General features: G+C 60.6%; 14 protein-coding genes. 8 read left to right on the forward strand and 6 right to left on the reverse strand.

The genetic code is table 11. The annotated features are described in order from the left end of the window. Window positions 1–264: 264 nt before the first annotated feature. Complete coding sequence (locus tag F7R06_RS09200; RefSeq protein ID WP_047531543.1) at window positions 265–1,005, reverse strand: phosphoadenylyl-sulfate reductase; 741 nt, start codon at window positions 1,003–1,005, stop codon at window positions 265–267. A gap of 163 nt (window positions 1,006–1,168) precedes the next feature. On the opposite strand from F7R06_RS09200, the gene thrH reads away from it, so the two are divergent. After that, on the forward strand, window positions 1,169–1,786 hold the full coding sequence (gene thrH / locus F7R06_RS09205; protein ID WP_090323988.1) for a bifunctional phosphoserine phosphatase/homoserine phosphotransferase ThrH: 618 nt from the start codon (window positions 1,169–1,171) through the stop codon (window positions 1,784–1,786). A 124-nt stretch (window positions 1,787–1,910) separates the two neighbouring features. Here the strand turns inward: thrH and pabB are convergent, their stop codons facing one another. The 4 genes from pabB to rloA all read right to left on the reverse strand — a co-directional run bounded on the left by pabB (window position 1,911) and on the right by rloA (window position 6,581). Next, window positions 1,911–3,254, reverse strand: a complete 1,344-nt coding sequence (pabB, locus tag F7R06_RS09210; RefSeq protein WP_090323986.1) for an aminodeoxychorismate synthase component I — start codon at window positions 3,252–3,254, stop codon at window positions 1,911–1,913. Window positions 3,255–3,517: 263 nt separating this feature from the next. Then, window positions 3,518–4,504, reverse strand: a complete 987-nt coding sequence (locus F7R06_RS09215) for an alpha-L-glutamate ligase-like protein (protein WP_090323984.1) — start codon at window positions 4,502–4,504, stop codon at window positions 3,518–3,520. Further along, window positions 4,504–6,039, reverse strand: coding sequence for an osmotic stress tolerance membrane protein RloB (gene rloB / locus F7R06_RS09220; protein WP_090323983.1), 1,536 nt, complete (start codon window positions 6,037–6,039; stop codon window positions 4,504–4,506). Before rloB ends, F7R06_RS09215 begins: the two co-directional genes overlap by 1 nt. A 5-nt stretch (window positions 6,040–6,044) precedes the next feature. Continuing rightward, window positions 6,045–6,581, reverse strand: coding sequence for a retropepsin-like aspartic peptidase RloA (gene rloA, locus F7R06_RS09225; protein ID WP_090323981.1), 537 nt, complete (start codon window positions 6,579–6,581; stop codon window positions 6,045–6,047). Window positions 6,582–6,884: 303 nt separating this feature from the next. Here rloA and F7R06_RS09230 point away from each other — a divergent pair, with 303 nt between their 5' ends. The 6 genes from F7R06_RS09230 to prpD all read left to right on the forward strand — a co-directional run bounded on the left by F7R06_RS09230 (window position 6,885) and on the right by prpD (window position 15,501). Continuing rightward, the gene (locus tag F7R06_RS09230; protein ID WP_174552500.1) at window positions 6,885–7,601 is read left to right on the forward strand and encodes a GntR family transcriptional regulator; all 717 of its coding nucleotides are present in this window, start codon (window positions 6,885–6,887) and stop codon (window positions 7,599–7,601) included. Further along, window positions 7,598–8,488: a methylisocitrate lyase gene (gene prpB / locus F7R06_RS09235; protein ID WP_090323977.1), complete on the forward strand. Its 891-nt coding sequence runs from the start codon at window positions 7,598–7,600 to the stop codon at window positions 8,486–8,488. The genes F7R06_RS09230 and prpB overlap by 4 nt, the downstream gene beginning before the upstream one ends. Window positions 8,489–8,726: 238 nt before the next feature. Further along, window positions 8,727–9,854, forward strand: a complete 1,128-nt coding sequence (gene prpC / locus F7R06_RS09240; protein WP_090323975.1) for a bifunctional 2-methylcitrate synthase/citrate synthase — start codon at window positions 8,727–8,729, stop codon at window positions 9,852–9,854. 194 nt (window positions 9,855–10,048) lie between these two features. Beyond that, a complete protein-coding gene (acnD, locus tag F7R06_RS09245) occupies window positions 10,049–12,643 on the forward strand; it encodes a Fe/S-dependent 2-methylisocitrate dehydratase AcnD (RefSeq protein WP_090323973.1) in 2,595 nt (864 codons plus the stop codon). A 66-nt stretch (window positions 12,644–12,709) separates the two neighbouring features. Next, on the forward strand, window positions 12,710–13,900 hold the full coding sequence (gene prpF, locus F7R06_RS09250; RefSeq protein ID WP_090327472.1) for a 2-methylaconitate cis-trans isomerase PrpF: 1,191 nt from the start codon (window positions 12,710–12,712) through the stop codon (window positions 13,898–13,900). A 116-nt stretch (window positions 13,901–14,016) separates the two neighbouring features. Next, the gene (prpD, locus tag F7R06_RS09255) at window positions 14,017–15,501 is read left to right on the forward strand and encodes a 2-methylcitrate dehydratase (protein WP_090323972.1); all 1,485 of its coding nucleotides are present in this window, start codon (window positions 14,017–14,019) and stop codon (window positions 15,499–15,501) included. 132 nt (window positions 15,502–15,633) lie between these two features. On the opposite strand, the gene ppsR is transcribed toward prpD, so the two are convergent. Beyond that, window positions 15,634–16,452 (reverse strand): posphoenolpyruvate synthetase regulatory kinase/phosphorylase PpsR, encoded by an 819-nt coding sequence (ppsR, locus tag F7R06_RS09260; protein ID WP_090323970.1) that lies wholly within the window; start codon window positions 16,450–16,452, stop codon window positions 15,634–15,636. A gap of 174 nt (window positions 16,453–16,626) precedes the next feature. On the opposite strand from ppsR, the gene ppsA reads away from it, so the two are divergent. After that, on the forward strand, window positions 16,627–19,002 hold the full coding sequence (ppsA, locus tag F7R06_RS09265) for a phosphoenolpyruvate synthase (protein ID WP_090323969.1): 2,376 nt from the start codon (window positions 16,627–16,629) through the stop codon (window positions 19,000–19,002). The last annotated feature ends 142 nt before the right edge of the window (window positions 19,003–19,144 follow it).

Here is a 19,144-nt window from a genome sequence, read left to right on the forward strand (position 1 = left end):
CAGGTATTTATTTTTCGACAGGCTTTGTGGGAAGAGTCGACCCAGGTGGTCGGAAAGGCAGGATGTAACTTTTTCGGGCGAGGAAACTAAAAGTGCACACAGAAATGGCACCGATGGTGACGTTTCTGTGTACACATTTTTGGGTGGGTCACGAATCCTGTAGGAGCGAGCCTGCTCGCGATGAACCCGAGAACGTTGCGGGGTGTCAGGTTCCCAGCGTTATCGTTAACGACCATCGCGAGCAGGCTCGCTCCTACAGTGGGTTTACGCTTTGGACTTGCTGATGATATTGCCCGCGTGCAGCCCGCATTCCTTCTGCGTGGCTTCTTCCCACCACCAGCGGCCTTCGCGTTCGTGCTGGTTCGGTAGTACCGGGCGGGTGCAGGGTTCGCAGCCGATGCTGATGAACCCGCGCTCGTGCAGGCTGTTGTATGGCAGCTCCAGCATGCGGATGTAGCCCCAGATCTCTTCGCTGGTCATTTGTGCCAGCGGGTTGAATTTGTACAGGGTGCGCTCCGGGGTGGAAAACGCGCCGTCGATTTCCATCACAGCGACCGCGCTGCGAGTGCCGGGACTCTGATCGCGGCGTTGGCCGGTGGCCCAGGCTTTCACGCCTGACAGCTTGCGGCGCAGCGGTTCGATCTTGCGGATGCCGCAGCATTCGCCATGGCCGTCCTTGTAGAAACTGAACAGGCCCTTTTCCTTCACGAACGGTTCAAGTCTGGTGTAGTCCGGCGACACCAGTTCGATGTCGATCTTGTAGTGCTCGCGCACTTGATCGATGAAGCGGTAGGTCTCGGGGTGCAAGCGACCGGTGTCGAGGCTGAACACCTTGACGTTCTTGTTCAGCTTCCAGGCCATGTCCACCAGCACCACATCCTCGGCGCCGCTGAAAGATATCCACAGGTCATCGCCAAACTCGGCGAACGCGAGTTTCAGGATGTCCTGGGCGGATTTGTTGGCATAGGTCGTGGCGAGTTCCACGACGTCGAACGTTGGGCTCATCAGGGCGGCTTCCTACAGGTCATTGGCGCTGGGCGCTCTATATTGGGCCGATGGTAACAAAAAGCTGCGCCGGTCGGGGTGTCCTCTGCGTTGCGTGGTGGGGGAGTAATCGCTAGAGTTCGGGCTCGCTCGACTCAATAAACAATACAAATGGGAGTGTCTTGTGGAAATTGCCTGTCTGGACCTTGAAGGTGTGCTGGTCCCGGAAATCTGGATCGCCTTCGCCGAAAAAACCGGGATCGAATCCCTCAGGGCCACCACCCGGGACATTCCCGACTACGACGTGTTGATGAAGCAGCGCCTGCGGATTCTCGACGAACAAAACCTGAAGCTCGCTGATATCCAGGAAGTGATCGCCACGCTCAAGCCGCTGGACGGCGCCATTGAATTCGTCAACTGGCTGCGTGAGCGCTTCCAGGTGGTGATTCTGTCGGACACCTTCTACGAATTTTCCCAGCCGCTGATGCGCCAGCTGGGCTTCCCGACCTTGCTGTGCCATCGTCTGATTACCGACGATGCCGGACGGGTGACGAGCTATCAGTTGCGTCAGAAAGACCCGAAGCGCCAGTCGGTATTGTCCTTCAAGAGCCTGTACTACCGGGTCATTGCCGCCGGTGATTCCTACAACGACACCACGATGCTGGGCGAGGCCGATGCCGGCATTCTGTTCCATGCACCGGACAACGTGATCCGTGAGTTCCCGCAATTCCCGGCGGTGCACACCTTTGAAGACCTGAAGCAGGAATTCATCAAGGCCTCCAACCGCGCCCTGAGCCTGTAACGCGACCCCCTGTAGGAGCGAGCCTGCTCGCGATGGACGTCAACGATCACGCGTTCAGTCTGAAAGCGAGCGGGGTCTTCAAGTTCATCGCGAGCAGGCTCACTCCCACAGGGAGCGGTGTTAATCAGAGGTTTTGCAGGGTATCGAGCAGCACCTTCACCTTGGTGATCGATTCCTGATACTCGGCCTGCCACTGCGAATCCGCGACAATCCCGCCACCGCCCCAGCAACACACCTGCCCATCCTTGACCAGCAAACTGCGAATGGCGATGGAGCTGTCCATCTCGCCGCGCACGTCCAGGTACAACAACGAACCGCAATACAGCCCGCGCCGGGTCGGTTCCAGCTCATCGATGATCTGCATCGCGCGAATTTTCGGCGCCCCGGTAATCGAGCCGCCCGGGAAGCTGCCGGCGATCAAGTCCAGCGCGTCGCGATCATCGGCCAATTGGCCGGTCACGCTGCTCACCAGGTGATGCACGTTGGGGTAGCTTTCCAGACTGAACAATTCCGGTACCCGTACCGAACCCGTTCTGCAGGTCCGACCGAGGTCGTTGCGCAGCAGGTCGACGATCATCAGGTTTTCCGCGCGATCCTTGGGGCTGGCCAACAGTTCGGCGGCGTTGGCCGCGTCTTCGGCGGGTGTGACACCACGAGGGCGAGTGCCTTTGATCGGCCGGGTTTCAACCAGCCGCTCGCTGACTTTGACGAAGCGCTCCGGCGACAGGCTCAGCACGGCGGCGCCGTCGGGCAGGCTCTGGAAGCCGGAAAAGGGTGTCGGGCACGCCGCCCGCAACGCGCAGTACGCGGTCCATGGATCACCCTGGCAAGGGGCGCGGAAGCGTTGGGCGAAGTTGACCTGATAGCAGTCGCCGGCCTGGATGTATTGCTGAATGCGCTCGATGGCGTGGCGATATTGATCGGCGCTCAGGTCGGCATTCATCGGCGCTTGCAGTTTGAAAGCCTCCACCGATTCAACCGCTGGCTGCTCGAAGAGCTGAATCAAACGCTCGCGCTCGCTGTCCGGCAGCACCGGATGAAACACTAACTGAGTGGTCTGCCGCTGGTGATCGCTGATCAGCGCCCAGTCGTACAGGCCGAAGCGCGCATCCGGCAATTGCAGGTCGTCCAGGGCCTGGCTCGGCAGGTGTTCCAGATGACGGCCGAAATCGTAGCTCAGGTAACCGATCAAACCGCCGGCAAAGGGCAGTTCACAGTTGTCAGGCATGGCGGCATCGCCGAGACGCGTCAGATTTTCCCGCAGGCGTTGCAGGAAATCAGCACCGCTTTCGTCGGGCAATACCGTCAGTTGTTCCAGTGGCCAGGCGCTGAGCAAGTCATAGCGACCGCGTTCGGCGCTCGGTCGGCCGCTGTCGAGCAGCACGGCACCGGGGGCATGGCGGATGGCCGCGAAGTAATCGGCGGGGTTGGCGCGATAGGGAAGCGGGTGTACGGAGCAGGTCAACATGGGTGAGGGCGATCGGCCGTTGAGGCGGGGTGGGGATTGTAGTCCCCTGCAGGATTTGGTCCTAGAGGGGATGTCGGAAAATGGCTGGTTGGAGTCCGTTACGCAAAACCTGTGGCGAGGGAGCTTGCTCCCGTTGGATTGCGAAGCAGCCCCCTTGGTTTCTTCTGTCCCACCGAGTGTTCTGGTTTTGCGACTGCTTCGCAGCCGAGCGGGAGCAAGCTCCCTCGCCACAAAAGCAATGAATATCCCTGACGGAGTGGGAATCAGCCCTCGACGGTCGGGACATGCCCGAACATCTCCTGCACAAACGCCACGCGCTCTTCGACGGTTTCGGTCACGCCGCGAGCCCTGAGGTCTTCCAGTCGCGCTTCGACCGCATGGGTGCGCAGGGTCAAACCGCAGTGGTTGGCAATCTGGATGTTCAAGCCCGGCCGGGCGTTGAGCTCCAGGATCAGCGGACCTTTTTCCTGGTCCAGCACCATGTCGACACCGATGTAACCCAGGCCGCACAGCTCATGACAACCGGCGGCGAGTTTCATGAAACCGTCCCAGTAAGGCAATTGCACGCCGTCAACGGCGTTGGTGGTGTCGGGGTGTTTGTTGATGATGTTGTTCAGCCAGGTACCGCGCAGGGTCAGGCCGGTGGCCAGGTCGACACCGACGCCGATGGCGCCCTGGTGCAGGTTGGCCTTGCCGCTGGACTGGCGGGTCGGCAAGCGCAGCATGGCCATGACCGGGTAACCCATCAGCACGATGATGCGGATGTCCGGTACGCCTTCGTAACTGATGCTTTTGAAGATCTGGTCCGGGATCACCCGGTATTCGATCAGTGCCCGGTCGCGATGCCCGCCCAGCGAATACAGGCCGGTGAGGATGCTGGAAATCTGATGCTGGATTTCCTCCCGGCTGATGATTTTTCCGGACACCGTGCGAAAGCGGCCCTCGAAGCGGTCAGCGACCACCAGGATGCCGTCGCCGCCCGCGCCCTGGGCCGGCTTGATCACGAAGTCGTTGCGATCGCCGATGATTCTGTCGAGGTTGTCGATTTCTTTCTCGGTGGAGATCACGCCATACATTTCCGGCACGTGGATGCCGGCGGCGATGGCGCGTTCCTTGGTAATGATCTTGTCGTCGACGATCGGGTACAGGCTGCGCTTGTTGTACTTGAGCACGTAGTCCGCATTGCGCCGATTGATGCCCATGATGCCGCGGGCTTCCAGGGCCTTCCAGGTCTTCCAGAAGCCGAACATCAGCTGTCAGCCTTGTTCAGGAAGGCCTTGAAACGCACCAGTTCGGTCAGTCGATAGCCGCGATAACGCCCCATCGCCAGCATGAAGCCCACCATGATCAGCAGGACTGCCGGGAAGGTGAAGACGAAGTACACCAGCTCCGGCACGGTCATGATCAGGTGGGCCAGGGAGGCCGCGAACAGCGTGCCGATCGCCACTTTCATGGCGTGGCTGGCACCGCGTTCTTCCCAGGTGATCGACAGGCGTTCGATGGTCATGGTCAGGATCACCATCGGGAACAGCGCCACCGACAACCCGCGCTCCAGGCCAAGCTTGTGGCTGAACAGGCTGATTGCGGCGATCAACACCACTACGAATGTCAGCACCACGGACAGCCTTGGCAGCATCTGCAGCTTCAAGTGCTCAAGGTAGGAACGCAGCGACAGCCCCAGCGCCGTGATGATGGTAAACAGCACGATGCCGAAACCGAGCTGGGTCTCGCGGAAGGCCAGGGCGATCAGCACCGGGGTAAAGGTACCCAGCGTCTGCAGGCCGACCAGGTTGCGCAGGATCAGGATCACCAGCACGCCGATCGGGATCATCACCATGATCATGAAGGTCTGCTGGGTTTGCAGCGGCAGGCCGTACAACGAGTATTCGAGGAAGTTGGCGTCGGTGTTTTCGTCGGTCAGCTTCGCCAGGCGAATGGCGTTCATTTCGCTGTTGTTCAGGCTGAAGGTCACGTTGGCCTTCTTGCCGCCATCGACGGTGATCAGGTTTTCGTCACCCGTCCACCACAGCAGGCGGTCGGTCGGCAGGCCTTGTTCACCGGTTTCCGGGTTGAAGTACAACCAGTCGGTGCCGTTGAAGCTGCGCAGCCAGAGTTCCGGGGTTTGTGGCTGATCGGCTACCAGGCGAATGGTGTGGACTTTCTCGATGGGCACGTGGGCGATGGACAGCAGCAGTTCGACGATCCGGGCCTTGTGCACGGTGGATGGATCACCGGCCAGCAGCAACTTCACGTTGTCATCGTTGAGATTGTTGACACGTTTGATGGCTTCGCCGATGAACGTCTCGACGTCGGCCGAGTGTTGGCGGATTGGTGCGAGCAGGGCTTCGGCGGCGATTTTTTCCGGGCCTTCGATGGCGATGCTGTCGCGGAAAGTCGGGCCCTTGACCTTGGACTTTTCGCCGGAATAGCGCTTGGTCAGCACCAGGCGGTAATACAGGGTCTGGTTGCCCTTGGCGCGGCGCGCGGACCAGGTGACCTTGCGGTTGCCGTCGACGCGGTTCACCGCCACGCCGTAGTTGTTGGAGATGAAGCTCTCATTGAGGCTGACGAAGTCGCGGCTCAGGGGTGGCACGAACATCTGGATCTTGACCGGGTCCTTGGCATTGGCGACGAACTCGACCTTGGCGTCGATGTTCCACAAGTCGTCGGTGGCGTCTTCGGTCACGGGAATGCCGAGCACGAAGATCTGATAGGCCGTAACTGAAATGCCCAGCACCACCAGAATGGCGATCAGCAGTTTCAGGTGAAGGGTAAGAGAGCGCATTTAAATTACTCTGCGGTATGAGCGTCGGTGGTGCAGGCGGGTTTGCCGGCAGCATATTTGAGGCTGGGGTCGACCAGCGCGTCGAAGCGTTTGAGTGCTTCGGAGCCAATCAGGAGCGGGTATTGAAAAGCGCTGCGGTCGGTCAGGTTCACTTCGATGCTGCGCAGGGCCGAGCCCATGCAGATATCCAGTTCGATCACCGGGCGGGCGGTGTATTTCTTGCCTTCTTCGGGGTCGTAGTCGCCGGCCCGACGCTTGATCTTGCTGACCCGGGCCAGCGGTCGTTCGATCGGGTGCGAATGGGCAGCGTCGATGGCCAGATAGAAACGCACCCACGACTCGCCGTTGCGTTTGAAGCGTTTGATGTCGCGGGCACTCAGGGATGCGGTTTTCGCCCCGGTGTCGAGTTTGGCCGCCACTTCCAGGTCGATACCGCCCAGGGACGCGTATTCATTGAGGCCGTACACGGTCTTTTCCCCCGCTGCGGCAAAACCGGGCAGACAGAGAAAATAAAGGAGTGTGGGGAAGGGCTTGAGTCTCATAAATCCTGGTGCGCAGCGGTCCGTACTTCGATTCAAGGCCCTGGCATCACTGCGCAAGCTCCCTCGTATGCCTATCAGCTATTTATGACAAGCCGTGCAGATGTGGCAAACAAATGCGGGCGGCATTCTAGCACGGTGGTTTTATGGCGCCAGCGCTGGCCGGCGGCTATAAACAGAGGTTTCTGCTTTGTTATGGTGCAGACGGTTATTAGACGATTGTCGACAATATCTAATTATCCTTTGACTAAGGCGCCTTGATTCGCTAGTTTTTGCGGCATTGGCTTTCAAGGTGTCGACAATATGCTGGATCAACTCGATCCCCCGATCATTGCCCAGGACGATTCGGAAACACTTTCCGAGAACGTCTTCCGGCGCATTCAGGCGGCCATCGTCAAGGGTGAGATCGCCCCGGGCAGCAAAATCTCCGAACCCGAGCTGGCGCGTACCTACGGCATCAGCCGTGGTCCGTTGCGCGAAGCCATCCACCGCCTCGAAGGCCAGCGCCTGCTGGTGCGTGTGCCGCACGTCGGTGCGCGGGTGGTGTCGCTCAACCATGCCGAGCTGCTCGAGCTTTACGAAATCCGTGAGTCCCTCGAAGGCATGGCCTGTCGCCTGGCCGCCGAGCGTATGACCCTCGAAGAAATCGACGAGCTGCGTCGGGTCCTTGAAACCCACGAGCGCGACGAGGCGTTTCAGGCGGGTCGGGGCTACTACCAGCAGGAAGGCGATTTCGACTTCCACTACCGAATCATCCAGGGCAGCGGCAACCGTACGCTGACGCAAATGCTCTGCGGCGAGCTGTATCAATTGGTGCGCATGTACCGCATCCAGTTCTCCACCACGCCCAATCGGCCACACCAGGCATTCGCCGAGCACCACCGAATTCTCGATGCCATCGCCGACCGTGACGGTGAACTGGCCGAGTTGTTGATGCGCCGCCACATCGGCGCTTCCAAACGCAATATCGCCCGTCATTACCAGGACGGCGCCAACCCGACAGCCAAACGAGGTGAGTCATGAGTTTGAACAAGAGCACTCCAGGCCAGCGTTTCCGCGATGCGGTCGCCAGCGAGCATCCATTGCAAGTGGTCGGCGCAATCAACGCCAACCACGCGCTGCTGGCCAAGCGCGCCGGTTTCAAGGCGATCTACCTGTCGGGTGGTGGGGTGGCTGCGGGCTCCCTCGGCGTGCCGGACCTGGGCATCACCGGCCTGGATGACGTGCTGACCGACGTGCGTCGCATCACCGACGTCTGCGACCTGCCGCTGCTGGTGGACGTGGACACCGGTTTCGGCTCCTCGGCGTTCAACGTCGCCCGTACCGTCAAGTCGATGATCAAGTTCGGCGCGGCGGCGATTCACATCGAAGACCAGGTCGGCGCCAAGCGTTGCGGCCACCGTCCTAACAAAGAAATCGTCTCGCAGCAGGAAATGGTCGACCGCATCAAGGCCGCCGTCGATGCCCGTACCGATGACAGCTTCGTGATCATGGCCCGTACCGACGCCCTGGCAGTGGAAGGTCTGGAATCTGCCCTGGATCGTGCCGCCGCGTGCATCGAGGCCGGCGCCGACATGGTGTTCCCGGAAGCTATCACCGAACTGGAGATGTACAAGCTGTTCGCCAGCCGCGTGAAAGCGCCGATCCTGGCCAACATCACCGAATTCGGCGCGACGCCGCTGTACACCACCGAGCAACTGGCAGGTGCCGATGTGTCGCTGGTGCTGTACCCGCTGTCGGCCTTCCGCGCCATGAACAAGGCTGCCGAGAACGTCTACACCGCGATCCGTCGCGACGGCACGCAGCAGAACGTCATCGACACCATGCAGACTCGCATGGAACTTTACGATCGCATCGACTACCACACCTTCGAGCAGAAGCTCGATGCGTTGTTTGCGGCGAAGAAGTAATGAACACCCTGTACCTGTAAACCTGCAGCCGAGACTGCAATGGTACCTGTAGGAGCGAGCTTGCTCGCGATGGACGTCAACGATAACGCGGGGGAGCCTGATGCCCCGCAGTGCAGCGTCTATCATCGCTAGCAAGCTAGCTCCTACAGGGAATCCAGCGATCATGCGATCAGACAGTCCGGCAACCAGGTAGGCAGACAAAGAATCTCTGACAAATTCAAGAAAACTGGAGACAGCAATGGCCGAAGCAAAAGTACTCAGTGGCGCCGGGCTCCGTGGCCAGGTCGCCGGACAAACCGCACTGTCCACCGTGGGCCAGTCGGGCGCAGGCCTGACCTATCGCGGCTACGACGTTCGCGAACTGGCGGCTGACGCACAATTCGAAGAAGTCGCCTACCTGCTGCTGTACGGCGAACTGCCGACCAAGGCGCAGCTGGCGGCTTACATCACCAAGCTGAGCAAGCTGCGTGATCTGCCACAAGCCTTGAAAGAAGTGCTTGAGCGCATCCCCGCCGATGCTCACCCGATGGATGTGATGCGCACCGGTTGCTCGTTCCTGGGTAACCTGGAACCAGAGCTGGATTTCTCCGAGCAACACGACAAGACCGACCGTCTGCTGGCCGCGTTCCCGGCGATCATGACCTACTGGTATCGCTTCAGCCACGAAGGCAAGCGCATCGATTGCGTGAGCGACGAGCCGACCATCGGTGGCCACTTCCTGCACCTGCTGCACGGCAAGAAGCCGAGCGAGTTGCATGTCAAAGTGATGAACGTGTCGCTGATCCTCTACGCAGAGCACGAATTCAACGCCTCGACCTTCACCGCACGGGTTTGCGCATCGACCCTGTCCGACCTGTATTCCTGCATCACTGCAGCCATTGGTTCGCTGCGCGGTCCGCTGCACGGTGGCGCCAACGAAGCGGCGATGGAAATGATCGAGCGCTTCTCCTCGCCTGAAGAGGCGGTCGAAGGCACGCTCGGCATGCTGGCGCGCAAGGACAAGATCATGGGCTTCGGCCACGCGATCTATAAGGACAACGATCCGCGTAACGAAGTGATCAAGGGCTGGTCGAAAAAACTCGCCAACGAAGTGGGCGACAAGGTGCTGTTCCCGGTTTCCGAAGCCATCGACGCCACCATGTGGGAACAGAAGAAGCTGTTCCCGAACGCCGACTTCTACCATGCCTCGGCGTACCACTTCATGGGCATCCCGACCAAGTTGTTCACACCGATTTTCGTCTGCTCGCGCCTGACCGGCTGGGCCGCCCACGTGTACGAACAACGCGCCAACAACCGCATCATCCGCCCGAGCGCCGAGTACATCGGCGTCGAACAGCGCAAGTTCGTGCCAATCGAACAACGCTGAATGGTCGGGGCGACGCAGGGATCTGAATAACGCATCGATCCCTGTAGGAGCGAGCCTGCTCGCGATGGAATGTCATTCACATTGGTGTCGACTGACACACCATCGCGAGCAAGCTCGCTCCCACAGTGGACAGTGTTTACTTCATGCCCGGTGCCAGCCCCACCCTTTGTAATTACCGTGACCGAGTCCTGACGATGAACACAGAATTTCGCAAATCGCTGCCTGGCAGTCATCTGGATTACTTCGACGTCCGTGCGGCTGTCGAAGCCATTCAGCCGGGCGCCTACGACACCCTGCCGTACACCTCCCGCGTGCTGGCGGAAAACCTTGTGCGTCGCTGCGACCCGGCCACGCTCACCGAATCCCTGAAGCAATTCATCGAGCGCAAGCGCGACCTCGACTTCCCGTGGTTCCCGGCCCGCGTGGTGTGCCACGACATTCTCGGCCAGACCGCGCTGGTCGACCTCGCCGGCCTGCGTGACGCCATCGCCCTGCAAGGCGGCGACCCGGCGCAAGTGAACCCGGTGGTGCCGACCCAATTGATCGTCGACCACTCCCTGGCCGTCGAGCGCGGCGGCTTCGATCCGGAAGCGTTCGAAAAGAACCGCGCCATCGAAGATCGTCGCAACGAAGACCGTTTCCACTTCATCAACTGGACCAAGAAGGCGTTCAAGAACGTCGACGTGATTCCGCCGGGCAACGGCATCATGCACCAGATCAACCTGGAGAAAATGTCTCCGGTGATCCAGGTGCGTGATGGCGTGGCATTCCCCGACACCTGCGTCGGCACCGACAGCCACACCCCGCACGTCGATGCGCTGGGCGTGATCGCCATCGGCGTCGGTGGTCTGGAAGCGGAAAGCGTCATGCTCGGTCGCGCATCGTGGATGCGTCTGCCGGAAAGCGTCGGCGTTGAACTCACTGGCAAGCTGCAGCCGGGCATCACCGCCACCGACATGGTGCTGGCGCTGACCGAGTTCCTGCGCAAGCAAAAAGTCGTCGGCGCATGGCTGGAGTTCTTCGGCGAAGGCGCCGCCGCGCTGACCCTTGGCGACCGCGCGACCATCTCCAACATGGCCCCGGAATACGGCGCCACGGCGGCGATGTTCTACATCGACCAGCAGACCATCGACTACCTCAAGCTCACCGGCCGTGAAGACGAGCAGGTGCAGTTGGTGGAGAACTACGCCAAGACCACGGGCCTCTGGGCTGACAGCCTGAAAGGCGCGCAATACGAGCGCGGCCTGACGTTCGACCTGTCCTCGGTGGTGCGCAACATGGCCGGCCCGAGCAACCCGCACGCCCGTGTCGCGGTGTCGGATCTGGCGGCCAAAGGCATCTCCGGCCAGTGGGACGATGTACCGGGCCAAATGCCTGACGGCGCGGTAATCATCGCGGCCATCACCAGTTGCACCAATACCAGCAACCCACGCAACGTGATCGCTGCCGGCCTGCTGGCGCGCAACGCCAACAAGCTCGGCCTGACCCGCAAGCCATGGGTCAAGTCGTCCCTGGCCCCGGGTTCGAAAACCGTGGCGCTGTACCTCGACGAAGCCGGCCTGACCAGCGAACTGGAACAACTCGGTTTCGGCGTCGTCGCCTTTGCCTGCACCACGTGCAACGGCATGTCCGGTGCGCTGGACCCGGTGATCCAGCAAGAGATCATCGACCGCGACCTGTACGCCACCGCTGTGCTGTCCGGTAACCGCAACTTCGACGGACGGATCCACCCGTACGCCAAGCAAGCGTTCCTCGCGTCGCCGCCGCTGGTGGTCGCCTACGCCATCGCCGGCACCATCCGCTTCGACATCGAGAAGGATGTGTTGGGTGTGGTCGACGGCAAGGAAATCCGCCTGAAAGACATCTGGCCGAGCGACGAAGAAATCGACGCGGTGGTCAAGGCTTCGGTGAAGCCGGAGCAGTTCCGTCAGGTGTACATCCCGATGTTCGCCATCCACGAAGACACCGGGCCGAAAGTCGCACCGCTGTATGAGTGGCGCGAGATGAGCACCTACATCCGCCGTCCGCCGTACTGGGAAGGCGCGCTGGCCGGCGCCCGTCCGCTCAAGGGCATGCGCCCGCTGGCCGTGCTGCCGGACAACATCACCACCGACCACCTGTCGCCGTCGAACGCGATCATGCTCGACAGCGCCGCCGGTGAATACCTGGCGAAAATGGGCCTGCCGGAAGAGGACTTCAACTCTTACGCGACTCACCGTGGCGACCACCTCACCGCGCAGCGCGCGACCTTCGCCAACCCGAAACTGTTCAACGAAATGGTTCAGGAAAACGGCAAGGTCAAGCAGGGCTCGCTGGCTCGCGTGGAGCCGGAAGGCAAGGTCATGCGGATGTGGGAAGCCATCGAAACCTACATGGACCGCAAGCAGCCGCTGATCATCATCGCCGGTGCCGACTACGGTCAGGGCTCGTCCCGCGACTGGGCGGCGAAGGGCGTGCGCCTGGCGGGCGTGGAGGCGATTGCCGCTGAAGGTTTCGAGCGCATCCACCGCACCAACCTGGTGGGCATGGGCGTGTTGCCGCTGGAGTTCAAGCCGGGCACCAACCGCCACACCCTGGCCATCGACGGCAGCGAAACCTACGACGTCGTCGGTGACCGTACACCGCGCGCCGAGCTGACGCTGGTGATCCATCGCAAGAACGGTGAGCGCGTCGAAGTGCCGGTGACCTGCCGTCTTGATACCGCCGAAGAAGTGTCGATCTACGAGGCCGGCGGCGTGCTGCAACGCTTCGCCCAGGACTTCCTCGAAGAATCGGCGGTTGCCGTTTAACACGCGCTGCACGGACACGGGACTTTGAGTCCCGTGTCTTTTTCCAGATCAGGAGTAATGAGCACCATGGCTCACGCACCGCAAATCAAGATTCCCGCCACCTACATGCGTGGCGGCACCAGCAAAGGCGTGTTCTTCAGCCTGCAAGACTTGCCTGAAGCCGCACAGGTTCCAGGTCCGGCCCGCGATGCCTTGCTGCTGCGTGTGATCGGCAGTCCCGACCCGTACGACAAACAAATCGACGGCATGGGCGGCGCGACGTCGAGCACCAGCAAAACCGTGATCCTGTCGAAAAGCATCAAGGCCGATCACGACGTCGACTACTTGTTCGGCCAAGTCTCCATCGACAAGCCTTTCGTGGACTGGAGCGGCAACTGCGGCAACCTGTCGGCGGCGGTCGGTTCGTTCGCCATCAGCAACGGTCTGGTGGACGCCAGCCGCATTCCGCACAACGGCGTGGCCGTGGTGCGCGTATGGCAGGCCAACATCGGCAAGACCATCATTGCCCACGTGCCGATCACCAACGGCGAAGTGCAGGAAACCGGCGATTTCGAACTCGACGGCGTGACCTTCCCGGCCGCTGAAGTGCAAGTCGAATTCATGGATCCGGCTGCGGAAGAAGAGGGCGGTGGCGGGTCGATGTTCCCGACCGGCAACCTGAGCGATGATCTGGAAGTGCCCGGCGTCGGCACCCTCAAGGCGACCATGATCAATGCCGGCATCCCGACGATTTTCGTCAATGCCGAAGACATCGGCTACAAGGGCACCGAGTTGCAGGGCGCGATCAACGGCGATCCAAAAGCTTTGCTGATGTTCGAAACCATCCGTGCCTACGGCGCGCTGCGCATGGGCCTGATTGCCAACATCGACGAAGCCGCCAAGCGCCAGCACACGCCGAAAGTGGCGTTCGTGGCCAAGCCGGCTGACTACGTGTCGTCCAGCGGCAAAACGGTTGCGGCGGGTGATGTGGACCTGCTGGTGCGTGCGTTGTCGATGGGCAAGTTGCACCACGCGATGATGGGCACGGCGGCTGTCGCCATCGGTACCGCGGCGGCGATTTCCGGCACCCTGGTCAACCTTGCGGCGGGCGGCGTGGAACGCAATGCGGTGCGCTTCGGTCACCCGTCCGGCACCTTGCGCGTCGGCGCCGAAGCCAGTCAGGTGAATGGTGAGTGGACCGTGAACAAAGCCATCATGAGCCGCAGTGCGCGGGTGTTGATGGAAGGTTACGTTCGCGTACCGGGTGATTCGTTCTGACCGACGCCGCCCACTGTAGGAGCTGACTTGCCAGCGAAGAGGACGTCAAATTCAACACTATTGTTATTTGTCACATCGCTTTCGCTGGCAAGCCAGCTCCTACAGGTGAATCGAACATGAGTGCTAACGTCGATCAGAACGACCGTCCCGACTACGACAAGGTCCTGCAGGACATTGCCGATTACGTTCTCAACTTCAAGATCGAATCCAAAGAGGCGCTAGACACCGCCCGCAACTGCCTGATGGACACCCTCGGCTGCGGGTTGCTGGCCCTGCGTTTTCCCGAATGCACCAAACACCTGGGGCCAATCGTCGAAGGCACCGTCGTGCCGTTCGGCGCTCGCGTGCCCGGTACCAGCTACCGCCTCGATCCGGTCAAGGCCGCCTGGGACATTGGCTGCATCGTCCGCTGGCTCGACTACAACGACACCTGGCTCGCGGCCGAGTGGGGCCATCCGTCGGACAACCTCGGCGGCATACTCGCGGTGGCCGATCACGTGTCGCAAAAGCGCCTGGCCCAGGGTGACGCGCCGTTGACGATTCGCACGGTGCTGGAAGCGATGATCATGGCCCATGAGATACAAGGCGTGATCGCGCTGGAAAATTCGTTCAATCGCGTAGGCCTCGACCACGTCATTCTGGTGAAAGTCGCGTCGACGGCGGTTACCGCCAGACTCATGGGCGCCAATCGCGAGCAGTTGCTCTCGGCGTTGTCCCATGCCTTCGCCGACGGCCAGGCGCTGCGCACCTATCGCCATGCACCGAATGCCGGCTCGCGCAAATCCTGGGCGGCGGGGGATGCGTCCAGTCGTGGTGTTCGTCTGGCGGACATCGCCATGCGCGGCGAGATGGGCATTCCTGGTGTGTTGAGTGCCAAACAATGGGGCTTTTACGACGTGTTGTTCAGTCACACCAACAACGATCTGGCGCTCAAGCCCGCAGACAAACGTGCTTTCGGCTTCTCGCGGGCATACGGCAGTTATGTGATGGAAAACGTGCTGTTCAAGATCAGTTTTCCCGCCGAGTTCCACGCACAAACAGCCTGTGAGGCCGCGGTGACCCTGCATCCGCAGGTGCGAAACCGCCTGCACGAAATCGACCGGATCGTCATCACCACCCACGAATCTGCAATACGTATCATTTCCAAGGTTGGCCCCTTGGCCAATGCCGCCGACCGCGATCACTGCCTCCAGTACATGACCGCGGTGCCACTGGTCTTCGGCAACCTGGTGGCCGAGCATTACGAAGATGACTTCCACAAGGCACATCCGATCATCGATGTGTTGCGCGAGAAAATGGTCATCGTCGAAAACCCGGTGTACACCCGTGAGTACCTGGAGACCGACAAGCGTTCGATCGCCAATGCCATTCAGGTGTTTTTCAAGGACGGCACCAGCACCGAGAACGTGGTGGTGGAGTACCCGATTGGGCATCGGCGGCGCCGTGTCGAGGGTATTCCTTTGTTGGAGGACAAATTCAGGGCGAACCTGCTGACACGATTCACGGGGCAGCGCAGTGGGGAGATTTTTGAGTTGTGCAAGGATCAGGCGAGGCTTGAAGCAACGCCTGTGAATCGGTTTGTGGATTTGTTTGTTATCTAGGAGACCGCGTTATCGTTCAATCGCGAGCAGGCTCGCACACAGGGTTTTATTGTGAATGCAAGATCTGCATCCGCCAGATAACCCTGTGGGAGCGGGCTTGCCCGCGAAGGCGTCAGATCAGACGCCGCATGATTATTTGAAGCGCCGCTCGACGCCTTTTTCCACGAGGATCTTCGCCGAGATCTCTTCAACGGAAAAATGCGTGGAGTTGATGTGCGGAATGTTCTCGCGGCGGAACAGGTTCTCCACTTCGCGCACTTCGAACTCGCATTGGGCGTAGCTCGAATAGCGGCTGTTGGGCTTGCGCTCGTTGCGGATCGCTGTGAGGCGATCCGGGTCGATGGTCAGGCCGAACAGCTTGTGCTGGTGGGCGCGCAGGGCACTTGGCAGTTGCAGGCGCTCCATGTCGTCCTCGGTCAGCGGGTAGTTGGCGGCGCGGATACCGAACTGCATGGCCATGTACAGGCAGGTGGGGGTCTTGCCGCAGCGTGACACGCCCACCAGGATCAGGTCGGCCTTGTCGTAATAATGCGTGCGGGCGCCGTCGTCGTTGTCGAGGGCAAAGTTCACCGCCTCGATCCGCTCCATGTAATTGGTGTTGGAGCCGATGGAGTGGGATTTGCCGACGGTGTAGGAAGAATGCTCGGTCAGTTCCTGTTCGAGAGGCGCCAGGAAGGTCGAGAAGATGTCGATCATGAAACCATTGGAAGTCGCGAGGATCTCACGAATGTCCTGATTGACGATGGTGTCGAAGATAATCGGACGGAAGCCGTCGGTTTCGGCGGCTTTGTTGATTTGTTGTACCATGGCCCGGGCTTTATCCGCGCTGTCGATGTACGGCCGCGTGAATTTGCTGAAGGTAATGTTTTCGAACTGCGCCAGGAGGCTTTGACCCAGGGTTTCGGCGGTAATGCCGGTGCCATCGGAGATAAAGAAAGCAGATCGTTTCATTTGCACCTTGGGCCTTAAGCTAGTGACGAATCTTGGATATGATAGGCGCGATTTGTCGGCCGCCAATGGCCCGCATTCTCACTTATTTTCCAGGTCCAGGCCATACAGCTGGCAAACGCTCTTCCGAGCAGCCGGCTTCTGAGCTTTTCCAACACAGTTAGTGGAGAGATCACCTTGGTAGAGTACGTAGTTTCCCTCGATAAGCTCGGCGTCCATGATGTGGAGCATGTGGGGGGCAAGAACGCATCCCTGGGCGAGATGATCAGCAACCTTGCGGGTGCCGGTGTATCGGTGCCCGGTGGCTTCGCCACGACCGCTCAGGCTTATCGTGATTTCCTGGAACTGAGCGGCCTGAACCAGCAGATTCACGACGCCCTTGATGCCCTGGACGTCGACGACGTGAATGCCCTGGCCAAGACCGGTGCCCAGATCCGTCAATGGATCATGGAAGCCGAGTTCCCTGAAAAACTGAATACCGAAATCCGCACGGCGTTCGCCGCGTTGTCCGCGGGCAACCCTGACATGGCCGTGGCCGTGCGTTCTTCCGCGACCGCCGAAGACCTGCCGGACGCTTCCTTCGCCGGCCAGCAGGAAACTTTCCTGAACATCCGGGGCGTCGAAAACGTCATTCGCGCCGCCAAAGAGGTGTTCGCCTCGCTGTTCAACGACCGCGCCATTTCCTATCGCGTGCACCAGGGCTTCGACCACAAGCTGGTTGCCCTGTCGGCCGGCGTGCAGCGCATGGTCCGTTCCGAAACCGGCACTGCCGGCGTGATGTTCACCCTCGATACCGAATCGGGTTTCCGTGACGTGGTGTTCATCACCGGCGCCTACGGCCTGGGTGAAACCGTCGTGCAAGGCGCGGTGAACCCGGATGAGTTCTACGTGCACAAGGGCACGCTGGCCGCCGGTCGTCCGGCAATCCTGCGCCGCAACCTGGGCAGCAAGGCCATCAAGATGATCTACGGCGACGAGGCCAAGGCCGGTCGTTCGGTCAAGACCGTCGATGTCGACAAGGCCGATCGCGCGCGTTTCTGCCTGACCGACGCCGAAGTCAGCGAACTGGCCAAGCAGGCGATGATCATCGAGAAGCACTACAAGTGCCCGATGGACATCGAATGGGCCAAGGATGGTGACGACGGCAAGCTGTACATCGTGCAGGCCCGTCCGGAAACCGTGAAGAGCCGCACCCAGGCAAACGTCATGGAACGTTACCTGTTGAAAGAAACCGGCACCGTGCTGGTGGAAGGTCGTGCCATCGGCCAGCGCATCGGCGCCGGCAAGGTCCGCATCATCAAGGACGTGTCCGAGATGGACAAGGTCCAGCCAGGCGACGTGCTGGTTTCCGACATGACCGACCCGGACTGGGAACCGGTCATGAAGCGTGCCAGCGCCATCGTCACCAACCGTGGCGGCCGTACCTGCCACGCGGCGATCATCGCCCGTGAACTGGGTATCCCGGCCGTGGTCGGTTGCGGTAACGCCACCCAGCTGCTGAAAGACGGCCAGGGCGTGACCGTTTCCTGCGCAGAAGGCGACACCGGTTTCATCTTCGAAGGCGAACTGGGCTTCGACATCAAGAAGAACTCCGTGGACGCCATGCCGGAGCTGCCGTTCAAGATCATGATGAACGTCGGCAACCCGGACCGTGCCTTCGACTTCGCACAGCTGCCGAACGCCGGTGTGGGCCTGGCCCGTCTGGAGTTCATCATCAACCGCATGATCGGCGTGCACCCCAAGGCACTGCTGAACTACGCCGGTCTGCCGCTGGACATCAAGGAAAGCGTCGACAAGCGTATCGCCGGTTACAACGATCCGGTCGGTTTCTATGTCGAGAAACTGGTTGAAGGCATCAGCACCCTGGCGGCGGCGTTCTGGCCGAAGAAGGTCATCGTGCGTCTGTCGGACTTCAAGTCCAACGAATACGCCAACCTGATCGGCGGCAAGCTCTACGAGCCGGAAGAAGAAAACCCGATGCTGGGCTTCCGTGGCGCTTCGCGTTACATCAGCGAATCGTTCCGTGACTGCTTCGAACTCGAATGCCGTGCTCTCAAGCGCGTTCGCAACGAGATGGGCCTGACCAACGTCGAAATCATGGTGCCGTTCGTCCGTACCCTGGGCGAAGCGAGCCAGGTTGTGGACCTGCTGGCGGAAAACGGCCTGGCCCGTGGCGACAACGGTCTGCGCGTCATCATGATGTGCGAACTGCCGTCCAACGCCATCCTGGCTGAAGAGTTCCTCGAGTTCTTCGACGGGTTCTCCATCGGCTCCAACGACCTGACCCAGCTGACCCTGGGCCTGGACCGCGACTCCGGGATCATCGCGCACCTGTTCGACGAGCGTAACCCGGCGGTCAAGAAGCTGTTGGCCAACGCCATTGCCGCGTGCAACAAGGCCGGCAAGTACATCGGCATTTGCGGTCAGGGCCCTTCGGACCACCCGGACCTGGCCAAATGGCTGATGGAACAAGGCATCGAAAGCGTGTCGTTGAACCCTGATTCCGTACTGGAAACCTGGTTCTTCCTGGCTGAGGGTCAGGCGCAAGCTTGATCCGGTGTGAACGGGCCGCTCTCTTGTAGGAGCGAGCCTGCTCGCGATGGACGTCAACGATCACGCGTTTATCCTGGATAAACGCGGTGTTCTGAAGTTCTTCGCGAGCAAGCTCGCTCCTACAGGGGGCGGGCTTGTTTTG

Source organism: Pseudomonas moorei, from assembly GCF_008801475.1.
Lineage (GTDB): Bacteria > Pseudomonadota > Gammaproteobacteria > Pseudomonadales > Pseudomonadaceae > Aquipseudomonas > Aquipseudomonas moorei.

Coding starts and splice junctions, on each gene's coding strand:
- F7R06_RS09200 (WP_047531543.1), bottom strand. CDS start 1,005: ATGAGCCCAACGTTCGACGTCGTGGAACTCGCCACGACCTATGCCAAC.
- pabB (WP_090323986.1), bottom strand. CDS start 3,254: ATGTTGACCTGCTCCGTACACCCGCTTCCCTATCGCGCCAACCCCGCC.
- F7R06_RS09215 (WP_090323984.1), bottom strand. CDS start 4,504: ATGTTCGGCTTCTGGAAGACCTGGAAGGCCCTGGAAGCCCGCGGCATC.
- rloB (WP_090323983.1), bottom strand. CDS start 6,039: ATGCGCTCTCTTACCCTTCACCTGAAACTGCTGATCGCCATTCTGGTG.
- rloA (WP_090323981.1), bottom strand. CDS start 6,581: ATGAGACTCAAGCCCTTCCCCACACTCCTTTATTTTCTCTGTCTGCCC.
- prpB (WP_090323977.1), top strand. CDS start 7,598: ATGAGTTTGAACAAGAGCACTCCAGGCCAGCGTTTCCGCGATGCGGTC.
- prpC (WP_090323975.1), top strand. CDS start 8,727: ATGGCCGAAGCAAAAGTACTCAGTGGCGCCGGGCTCCGTGGCCAGGTC.
- acnD (WP_090323973.1), top strand. CDS start 10,049: ATGAACACAGAATTTCGCAAATCGCTGCCTGGCAGTCATCTGGATTAC.
- prpF (WP_090327472.1), top strand. CDS start 12,710: ATGGCTCACGCACCGCAAATCAAGATTCCCGCCACCTACATGCGTGGC.
- prpD (WP_090323972.1), top strand. CDS start 14,017: ATGAGTGCTAACGTCGATCAGAACGACCGTCCCGACTACGACAAGGTC.
- ppsR (WP_090323970.1), bottom strand. CDS start 16,452: ATGAAACGATCTGCTTTCTTTATCTCCGATGGCACCGGCATTACCGCC.